Source organism: Antrihabitans auranticaus (assembly GCF_016481275.1).
Classification (GTDB): domain Bacteria; phylum Actinomycetota; class Actinomycetes; order Mycobacteriales; family Mycobacteriaceae; genus Antrihabitans.
In genome coordinates this window covers 176,485-184,001 of record NZ_JAEMNW010000009.1, presented here as the reverse complement: position 1 = coordinate 184,001, position 7,517 = coordinate 176,485, and the positions used below count along the sequence as shown (strand labels likewise).

The 7,517-nt window shown below is 63.5% G+C and carries 10 protein-coding genes and 1 pseudogene; 3 read left to right on the top strand and 8 right to left on the bottom strand.

The window, feature by feature from the left end:
- The 8 genes and pseudogenes from JGU72_RS30895 to JGU72_RS27220 all read right to left on the bottom strand — a co-directional run.
- Positions 1-187 (bottom strand): annotated as a pseudogene (locus JGU72_RS30895) (IS30 family transposase); the annotation flags it as partial.
- Positions 188-686: 499 nt separating this feature from the next.
- Entirely contained in the window at positions 687-1,334 is a 648-nt protein-coding gene (locus JGU72_RS27250) for a TetR/AcrR family transcriptional regulator (RefSeq protein WP_307828621.1), read from the bottom strand.
- 96 nt (positions 1,335-1,430) lie between these two features.
- Positions 1,431-1,961 carry an NADPH-dependent FMN reductase gene (locus tag JGU72_RS27245; RefSeq protein ID WP_199687415.1) on the bottom strand — a complete coding sequence of 177 codons (531 nt, stop codon included), beginning with the start codon at positions 1,959-1,961 and terminating at the stop codon, positions 1,431-1,433.
- Entirely contained in the window at positions 1,958-2,461 is a 504-nt protein-coding gene (locus JGU72_RS27240; RefSeq protein ID WP_233533090.1) for a flavin reductase family protein, read from the bottom strand. The genes JGU72_RS27245 and JGU72_RS27240 overlap by 4 nt, the downstream gene beginning before the upstream one ends.
- Positions 2,458-3,249: an enoyl-CoA hydratase-related protein gene (locus JGU72_RS27235; protein WP_307828620.1), complete on the bottom strand. Its 792-nt coding sequence runs from the start codon at positions 3,247-3,249 to the stop codon at positions 2,458-2,460. Before JGU72_RS27235 ends, JGU72_RS27240 begins: the two co-directional genes overlap by 4 nt.
- A 2-nt stretch (positions 3,250-3,251) precedes the next feature.
- Positions 3,252-3,647 (bottom strand): RidA family protein, encoded by a 396-nt coding sequence (locus JGU72_RS27230; RefSeq protein WP_199687414.1) that lies wholly within the window; start codon positions 3,645-3,647, stop codon positions 3,252-3,254.
- Positions 3,648-3,660: 13 nt separating this feature from the next.
- Complete coding sequence (locus JGU72_RS27225) at positions 3,661-4,509, bottom strand: amidohydrolase family protein (RefSeq protein ID WP_199687413.1); 849 nt, start codon at positions 4,507-4,509, stop codon at positions 3,661-3,663.
- Positions 4,510-4,526: 17 nt separating this feature from the next.
- The gene (locus JGU72_RS27220) at positions 4,527-5,696 is read right to left on the bottom strand and encodes an LLM class flavin-dependent oxidoreductase (RefSeq protein ID WP_199687412.1); all 1,170 of its coding nucleotides are present in this window, start codon (positions 5,694-5,696) and stop codon (positions 4,527-4,529) included.
- A gap of 235 nt (positions 5,697-5,931) precedes the next feature.
- Here JGU72_RS27220 and JGU72_RS27215 point away from each other — a divergent pair, with 235 nt between their 5' ends.
- The 3 genes from JGU72_RS27215 to JGU72_RS27205 are packed head-to-tail and all read left to right on the top strand — an operon-like array spanning position 5,932 to position 7,510.
- Complete coding sequence (locus JGU72_RS27215; protein WP_199687411.1) at positions 5,932-6,384, top strand: MaoC/PaaZ C-terminal domain-containing protein; 453 nt, start codon at positions 5,932-5,934, stop codon at positions 6,382-6,384.
- On the top strand, positions 6,381-6,812 hold the full coding sequence (locus JGU72_RS27210) for a hypothetical protein (RefSeq protein WP_199687410.1): 432 nt from the start codon (positions 6,381-6,383) through the stop codon (positions 6,810-6,812). Before JGU72_RS27215 ends, JGU72_RS27210 begins: the two co-directional genes overlap by 4 nt.
- The gene (locus tag JGU72_RS27205) at positions 6,809-7,510 is read left to right on the top strand and encodes an SDR family oxidoreductase (protein WP_199687409.1); all 702 of its coding nucleotides are present in this window, start codon (positions 6,809-6,811) and stop codon (positions 7,508-7,510) included. The genes JGU72_RS27210 and JGU72_RS27205 overlap by 4 nt, the downstream gene beginning before the upstream one ends.
- The last annotated feature ends 7 nt before the right edge of the window (positions 7,511-7,517 follow it).

Below are 7,517 nucleotides of genomic sequence, written 5' to 3'. Positions count from 1 at the left end.
GGCGGGACCGTGGCCCACTCGAAACATGCTGGCTCGGTCTCGGTTTCACACCGCCAGCATCGACGAACCACTTATTTCCAGTGCTATCCGACACGCCGACAGCAACACCCGCCGTCGACGTCGCCACGCCGTCGCCGACCAACGACCAGTACCGATCGACAACCGACCGCAACCGTGAAAGATGCACGCAACACTCCTGAGAAATTCCAGTGTTGCAATCACTCCCTGAACCCAAGCGGTTTTAGGGCCCTAAAGCGAGTGCGGATCCCGAAAAGGGGTGCGGTGGGGTGAGATTCGCCGGTCGGCTGGTTCCGCGGACGGTAGCCGGACAACTGACGCCTCGGTCGCACTCCCCCTCGGGATCCGCACTGGTTTTAGGGCCCTAGCGCGAGTGCGGATCCCGAAAAGGGGTGCGGCGGGGTGAGATACGCCGGTCGGCTGGTTCCGCGGACGGTAGCCGGACAACTGACGCCTCGGTCGCACCCTCCCTCGGGATCCGCACTGGTTTTAGGGCCCTAACGCGAGTGCGGATCCCGAAAAGGGGTGCGGCGGGGTGAGATACGCCAGGCATTCGGTTCCGCGGCCGTGCCGGACAACTGACGCCTCGGTCGCACTCCCCCTCGGGATCCGCACCACTTTTAGGGCCCTAACGCGAGTGCGGATCCCGAAAAGGGGTGCGGCGGAGGCTAAGTGGACTTGGCGGACGGCTCGACCAGGCCTTCGAGGAGGATGTCGGCGTAGATGTTCCCAATCTCCTTGGGCGTCACGGAACCACCCAGGTCGAGCCACACGTGCGTCCACGCACCCATGCCGATGATTCCGAACGCCACCAGCCGGGGCGCGCCGACTTTGCGGAATACGCCCTCGCTCATTCCGCGGTCGATGACCTCGACGAAACATTGCTCGAATTCGTCGCGCTTCTGCTGAATTTCGGCGAAAACGTCGCCGGACAGGAAGCGCCTTTCCTGCAGAAACACCGTGATCTCGGACTTGTAGATCGACATCGGTTCCAGCAGCGCTTCGCTGATCAGCCGGCGCAAAGTTTCCGCAGTGGACTGCTGGTTGTCGGCAAGTACTTGGCGCGCGCGGCCGAGTTGATAGTTGATGAACTCGTCATGCACACGACGGAGCAAGTCTTCCTTGCTCTCGAAGTGGTGGTAGAACGCGCCTTTGGTCAGCTCAGCGCCGTCAGCGATGCTCTGGACCGACGTCGCGGCGTACCCATGCCGTTCGAACAGGCCGACGGCACTCTTCAGCAGCGCGCGCCGCGCGCCGTCCGGATCACGAATGCGACGTCCGTCGGGCCGGCCAGTCGCCTTCTTCGGTCTAACCACCCGTCCGCCTCTCTGCACACCTACGTGCGACGAATATACGACGACCTTCCAACGGGTCGGTAGGAGGCGGCGCAGAACTAGCAGCTCACCTGTGGTTTATGCGCCAGAACGAACTGCCTGGGATGTAGTCGCCCGACGCAGGACGTCCGCCCCAGGAGAGAGCCAATCGCGGACCACGTCCGGTAGACGATCGAGTTCCGCCTCCAGAACGTACAGACCCCGGGTTGGCACGACCGCCCCGAGCTCGACCAGCAGCGGACGCAGATGCACCTCACACGCCAGCGCGTGCTGTGGCGCCCCGCCGACCATCACCGGAATGGCCACGACACCGTCGAGTGCACCGGAGCCGTAGCGGTCGAAAAACGACTTCAACAGTCCGGTATAAGTCGCCTTGTATGTCGGCGAAGCGACGACGAGTACCTGCACACGCCGAAGCGCCTCGAGGTCACGTTGGACCTGGGCCGAATCGGGATCCAAAACCAACACAACATGATTCGCCAGCTCTACGACCAGACCGACAAATCCCGAAATCGCGCGCGCCACCTGTTCAGCGACTTCCAGCGCGACGGTCGTTGTCCGTGAACCCGGCCGCGGATTCCCGACGACCACGCCGACGACGGGCGTCATGCGCTGACAGCTGTGAAGAACGCCCGGCGCGCGTAGGCGAGCGCGTGGCAGTCGTCGCTGACCAAACCATCGACAACAGCACCGACGACGATGACGTGGTCACCGGCGTCGACGAGCTGTTCGACCCTGCACACCGCATACGCCGCACTGTGCTCGTCGAGAATCGGTCCACCGGCGAAACCCGCTGGTGTAGACCAACTGTGACCGTCGAACTTCGCATCGGACTTGACGGCAAAGTCGAGCGCCACGTGCTCACGTCCACTGGCGATGTAATTCACCGTGAACGCGCCGCTCGACCGCACCGCCTTCAGGGTGTTGGAACCGAGATCGAGGCACGCGAGCACCAGCGGCGGGTCCAGGGACACCGAGCAGACTGCCGACACCGTGAGACCTTGCGGTCGGCCATCCTCGCCCATCGCGGTCACGATCGTCGCCGGACCCGGCGCGCAGGCCATGATCTTCTTGAACATCTCCGTGTCGATCAACTGATTGTCAATCATCGAACTGCCTCCTTCGACGGGGATCGGGTCGTGCGACCCGCGGCGCGGATGCCCTCCCGCACTCCAGGATTGAACGAACTTGCTGCCTGCGCCCAGGATTCGAAGCCGATCGTGACGTCGAACGAACTGCTCGCGGCAATCGACACCGAGCGCTTGATGTCACGTGCGAGCGATGGCTGCAACGAAGCAACCGAAGCCGCGAACGACAATGCGTCCGCGCGGGGATCCTCGGCGTAGACGTCGGCAAGACCCTGCGCATGTGCCTCGCCACCGTCGAGAGTCAGGCCGAGCAGCAACGTCCGCAGCGCGCGTCCTGATCCAATCCGCTGAGTCAAAAACGACGTACAGCCGCCACCGGGGTGGAGCCCCAGTTTCGCGAAGCTCGCACCGAACTTCGAAGCGGGCCCGGCGATCACAATGTCGCAGGCGAGCGCGAAGTTCAGCCCCGCACCGATTGCGTGCCCATTGACCGCTGCGACTGTCGGATACGGCAATTCCCGCAGCCACAGGAAGCTCTCGTAATAGGACAACTGCCGTGCGCGAATCTCCGACGGCGACGCACCGTCGACATCGAACAGCGCGATCAAATCCGCACCGGCGCAGAAGGACGAACCGGAGCCTGTGACGACCAGACACCGTGCATCGGCGTCATCGGTCAATTGCTGTGCAGCACTGTTCAACTCCGCGCGCATCTCAGGACCGATTGCGTTTCGCTTGGCAGGGTCGTCGAGCACGAGCACCCGAACCCCGTCGTCGTGGCGCTCGATCCTGATCTTCTGGGAGGTCACGGTCAGCTCGCTGCAGAACGGACTGCGACGGCCTCGATCTGCACCCGGAGATTCGACGCGATTCCGAGGACGAACGTCGAGCGAGCCGGATACGGTCCTTCACCGAAGGCGGCGCGGTAGGCCTCGATGAAGTCACCGCGGTAGGCGTCGTCACTCAAATAGCACGTCGTCTTGACGACATCGCGCAGCGTGAGTCCAGCCTCGGCGAGGATCGTGGCGATGTTCGACAGGCAAATCCGTGTCTCGTCCCCGATTGTCTCGGCGTCTTCGCGACGACGCATCGTTGCCGGGTCGAGCGCGAGTCCGGCGGCATAGACGAACACATCCGTCGCTGTGCCGGATGACAACCCGACGCTGGAGAAGTCGCCAATTTCGGGCGGGTTCAGGTAGTCGATCACTGTGGGTCTCCTCTTACTTGTTAAGAATCAGATCGAACGGCCGGTTGTAGAGAATGTCTTCGACGACGGCACGCGGAATGGGCAGTGGCATAGCGAGATCGGAGATCGCGAGGAACTGGTCGGCAGCTTCCCGCGGGTCGAACGACGGGAAGTCCGAGCCGAAGACGAGGCGGTTCGTCACGTGCCCCTCGATTGCCAGACGAAGCCCGTTGTACATCTGCCACGTCTTGATCGGCAGCGTCGACACATCCGCAAAAACGTTGCGGTTCTTCATCATCAGCTCGACGCATTCGTTCATCCACGGCTTGCCGAAATGGGCGAGCAGGAGGTTGGTGTCCCGGAATTCGCGGGCCACCTTGTCCAGCAACGTAGGACTTGCGTATTCGTTGCACCCGTCCGGCGCAAAGACGCTCGCCTGGTGGAACATCAGGAAGATGCCGAGGTCCGCAGCCGCCCGATAGACCGCGTAAGCCTCGTCGGAATGCGGATGAAAGCCCTGGTAGGGCGGCGACAGCTTCACCCCGTGCAAGCCGTACTCGCGCACCGCAAGTCGCAGCTGGTCAGCGGCATCCGGCTGCGTCGGGTCGACACTGCCGACTGCGATGGCTCGTTCGCGGTTGGCCGCAAGGTATTCGCCGACGAACTCGTTGGGAACGAACATTCCGATCCGCGCGACCTGCAACCCGATGATCAGGAATTTCTCGACCCCGGAAGCAGCCATCACCCGGCTGTGCTCGCCGAGGTCGGCTGCGCCGAACCCCGGCCGTCCCACCAATTCGGTGCCGCGGTCGGTCCACACCGGACCGAGGTGCTCCGGCAGGTAGATGTGGGTGTGCCAGTCGGTAAACGGTCGATCGGGCATCGGTCGGTTCCTTTCGGTCAGCTGACGGCGAGCGCGGGGTCGAGTTTGCGGACCTCGGGCATGACCCCACTGGCGAACAGTTCGAGCGAGCGGTCGACGTCCTCGTACGAGACGCCGGGGAAACCCATCTGCACGAGCCAGTTCTGAATTCCGTGAGTCCGTGTGAGCCGGCACATCCGCTCGGCGACGCTCTGCGGTGAACCGATCATGAGGTGGTCGCGCTCCAGCAGCAGGTCGAACGGGTCCATCTTGCGGTAGCGCGGGTCGGCGGGATCTTCGTCGGCATCCAGCCAGACACCGATTCCCCTAACCCGACAGACGAACTCGAAGAATTCGACGACGCTGGCTTCGGTGATGCGACGCGCCTCCTCGTCGGTGTCTGCAACATAGGTCAGCCGAAGGACGCCCACGTCCTCCCCCAGCGCCGGCGTCTGCCCGGTCACTGCTTCCCGCTCGGCACGGTAGATGTCGAGGAGGTTCCGCAGCACCTGTCCGGTGGGGTACCAGGTGATCGGCTTCAGGTCGGTGCGGGCCGCGCCGCGGAAGCCCTCGACCGATTCGGTCACCGCGAACTGCGGCGGCGTCGGCTTCTGGAACGGCTGCGGCGTCATGCCGAACGCAATCAGCTCACCGTTCTCGTCGACCCAGCCCTTCGGCATGGGCGCACCGGGCGAATGAATGAACTTCGTTCCCGGCTCGGGAAAGGTGTGGCGGGGTCCCTTCCAGCTGAACGGGTCCTCGGTCCAGATCTTGCGGACGATCGCTAGGTTCTCGTCGAAGATCGCGCGACTGTTGTCGCTGCCGTTCCAGCGGTTCGCGGCGGGGTTCAGGTTCATCACTTCGATCGGCAGAATCCCGCGGCCGAACGCGACGTCCAACCGACCGCCGCTGAAGTGGTCCAGCAGCGCAAGGTCCTCCGCCACGCGCAAGGGATGCCAGAGCGTCAACGAGACCGCCGCCATCCCGAGCCGGATCCGCTCCGTACGCGCTGCGAGGTCCGTCGCCAGCATGATCGGGTTCGGGCTTGCGTCGGTGCCGTCGGTGTCGAAGTGATGCTCGCCGAGCCAGATCCGATCGAATCCGAGCTTGTCCGCCAGCACCGCGTGCCGGCGGGTCTGCTGCAGTACCTCGTGCCAGGGCAACTCACCGGAACGATTCGTCAACGCGTAGAGCAGGTCCAGTTTCACATTTCCTCCGTGGCTTTCTTCCGACTAGTCGGTACCTTGGTGCCGCATCGGTATGGCGTGACGTGCGGCTCTTGTCGATACAGCCCAGCTTGGTCGCCGTCCGCGCGCTAGCGTAGAAATACGTAACCCGCTGGAAAGTGCCTGTGTACGCAGGATTTCGACTTTCGCGTTCCGACTGGATGGTATTGAGTTTCGCTATCAGACATTCGAAACGACCTCTGGCGAAAGGGTTCTCATGGGCGGATTGGGGTTCGACGATGCCGAGATCGGCATGCGGTTCGATACGCCGCGACGGACGGTGACCGAGGCAGACGTCGTGAACTTCTGCGGAGTATCGGGCGATTTTCACACCCTCCACACCGATGCCGAAGCTATGCGCGACAGCCAGTTCGGTGAGCGAATCGCACACGGCGCGCTCGTGCTGTCGATCGTGACCGGTCTGCGCGGACGATTGGGGATCTTCACCGACTCACTGCTGGCGTTCGCCGAGATTCGGCGGTGGCGATTCGTCCGTCCGGTGCTCATCGGCGACACGATTTACGCGTCGAACGAAATCGTCGAGCTGCGCCCGACGTCCAAGGCGGATCGGGGTGTGATGGTGCAGAAGGTCGAGGTCTTCAACCAGCATCAAGAGATTGTTCACGAGGGTGAAATGGTGTCGATCTTGAAGCGGACGGTGCTCGCGTGAGGGTGCGTGCGGTCTCGGAGCTTGGCGGCGCGCTGAAAGATATCGGTCCCGACGACGGCCTGATCTTCGAAGCTCGAACAGGTCTGGGCGAATGGACCGACGCGGAGGACGAACTGACCGAGGCATTCGAGCTGAGCCGTGCTGCGGCGCTGACCGATGCGCCGGTCGTGTATTTGGTCCGCTCCGACGCGATTCTGGGGCGTGCCGCACCGCTTGATGCGGCCGTGGCGACCGGCCTGCTCGGCGGCGCGCGGGCACTCGCCTTCGAACGCCGAAAGTCGGGAAGTTACGCGACCGTGGTGGCGGTTGGCGACAACGTCGAACCGGCTGCCGTCGCGCATGCGGTAGACCTGCTCGTAGCCACGCGAGGCGCCAACGGCCAGATCTTCACACTCGGCGCCGAACACCTGGGAGCAGCACTGCCATGACCACCGCACTCGTAACCGGCTCTGCCCGCGGAATCGGATTCGCCATCGCCCGCCGACTCTCGACCGCGGGTCACCGCATCATCATGGTCGATCTAAATCCCCAAATCCACGACAGTGCAGCAACACTCGATGCAGTGCCGATCCAGGCCGACATTTCGACCATCGAGGGACGAGACGCGATCAAGGATGCGGTCCGATCCAGCGGCCAAACGCTGAAGGTACTCGTCAACAACGCCGGAATCACCAGAGACGCGCTCATCGGCGACATGACAGAGGAGACGTTTCGCCTCGTCACACGCATCAACCTCGGTGGGTGCTTCGAACTGACCTCCGCGCTTGCCCCGTACATGGTCGACGGCGGCGGGGTCGTGAACATTGGCTCCCGCGCGCATCTCGGCAACGTCGGACAGTTCAATTACGCAGTGTCCAAAGCCGGAGTAGTGGGGCTGACGCGGTCCCTCGCCCTCGCGTACGCACCACGCTTGCGCGTCAACGGGGTCGCACCTGGCTTTATCGCGACCGACATGACCGACGCGATGCCAGCACACGTTCGCGAGCGCATCATCTCCCGCATTCCACTGCAACGGCCGGGCCGTCCCGACGACATCGCCGGTGCCGTCGCGTGGCTCGGATCCGACAATGCGCGCTACGTCACCGGCCAAGTGGTCTACTGCTGCGGTGGACGAAGCCACGGCTGACTACATG

What these genes read in the sequence shown, in the direction of transcription:
- JGU72_RS27245 (WP_199687415.1), bottom strand. Translation starts at nt 1,961, where the DNA reads ATGACGCCCGTCGTCGGCGTGGTCGTCGGGAATCCGCGGCCGGGTTCA.
- JGU72_RS27240 (WP_233533090.1), bottom strand. Translation starts at nt 2,461, where the DNA reads ATGATTGACAATCAGTTGATCGACACGGAGATGTTCAAGAAGATCATG.
- JGU72_RS27225 (WP_199687413.1), bottom strand. Translation starts at nt 4,509, where the DNA reads ATGCCCGATCGACCGTTTACCGACTGGCACACCCACATCTACCTGCCG.
- JGU72_RS27215 (WP_199687411.1), top strand. Translation starts at nt 5,932, where the DNA reads ATGGGCGGATTGGGGTTCGACGATGCCGAGATCGGCATGCGGTTCGAT.
- JGU72_RS27205 (WP_199687409.1), top strand. Translation starts at nt 6,809, where the DNA reads ATGACCACCGCACTCGTAACCGGCTCTGCCCGCGGAATCGGATTCGCC.